This window comes from Geobacillus zalihae NBRC 101842 (assembly GCF_001544135.1).
Classification (GTDB): Bacteria; Bacillota; Bacilli; order Bacillales; family Anoxybacillaceae; genus Geobacillus; species Geobacillus zalihae.
The window spans coordinates 1-1,362 of sequence record NZ_BCPV01000132.1; the positions used below are offsets into that span (position 1 = coordinate 1).

Sequence of the window (1,362 nt, forward strand, 5' to 3'; positions counted from 1 at the left end):
ATACCCGTCAAGTTAGCGGTATAAAATTTTTAAGACGATACTCGTGTTCATCCCCGCAGTGAATGATGTGGATCACATCCATTATTGGGCATACCAAATACCCCTCCAGAAGAGGGGTATTTGGTATTTATATCCATATCTAATTCTACCATATCTCTAATTTCGTTAAGATATCTGATGCCGTTTCTTCCCCTTTCCTTCGACCTTTCTTGGCATGTTTTCGTAACAGGGAAAGGAGAGAGAAAAGGTTGATTTCCGCCATATGCGAACGCAAAAGCAACTGGTGCCAATACGATTGGAGAAGATCGAGCGCTTTCCGTTCACTGATTTCAATGTCTTCCTTTTGATGCCAATACATCCGAGCTTGAAACAGAAACGTCTGGGTGACCAAAATGGCAATCAACGTCCCGTATAAATGGCATTCGAAACGTTCTTTTTTCATCTCCTTGACTTTCTCCAAATCAAATACGGATTTCCAGGCTTTAAACAACAATTCAATTTGCCAGCGCAGGGAATAGAGCTCATAAACCTGTTGACCATCAAACGACTCTTGTGGTAAATTCGTCAGTAAGATGTGGTATTTCTTTTGTTCGAGGGTTTGGCGTGCCAGCGCCTTCCCTTTTCTTTTTTCCTTTTTCCGCACATACGCCATCCGTTTTTGCCATTCTTCCGCCGTCAGACGGCGGAAAACCAACCGTGGAACATACAAGCGTTCATGTCCGATGTACACATGTTCCATTTCCACTGATTCCCCTTCCTCTAATTGATTCCCAAGGGATTCCCAATCCCATTCCTTCCACTGGCCATTCTCCTTGATATACACTTTCATATCGGAACGGAGCCGAGTAATATAATACGCTCCGCGGGCGTCGATCTCGGCCAGTGCGGCAACGGAGAAAAAGCCCAAATCCCGAATACATAGGTCATTCGGTAAAATCGTATGCTGGGCATGATAGGCAAAACGAGCGTCCGAGTCATTGGCCGATTGAACGCATAGCTGAAGGCAGGCGCCGGATAACAAGTCATATTCAAACTGAATTTTCACCCCCGACGAAACGGAACCTCGATAGTCTTCCCCATAGTCAGCGGGAACCAAAAAGCTGGTTGAGTCCAAAATCCGCAGGCGGGTAAAACAAGTTCGATAGGTCTCCATGGCTGACAAAAGCAATGGACGTTGATGCAGGAGGAGAAGGAAAAACACTTCTCGCAAAAATGCCACGGCCCGATCGGTAAAACGCTGATTCAAGCCTTCGCTTGAAAGGGAACAGCCATGCCAGAGCGTCAAGGCCGCACACAACCGCTGAAGCGACTGTTTGGCCAGTGAGCCATCTCCCCATGCACAGAGAGTCAGAAAGGCTTCCG

General features: G+C 46.7%; 1 protein-coding gene. It reads right to left on the minus strand.

Annotation, left to right across the window (positions count from 1 at the left end):
* Positions 1-145 precede the first annotated feature (145 nt).
* Positions 146-1,362, minus strand: a 1,217-nt coding sequence (locus tag GZ1_RS17685) for an IS4 family transposase (protein ID WP_060789012.1), incomplete at its 5' end; no start/stop codon positions are given.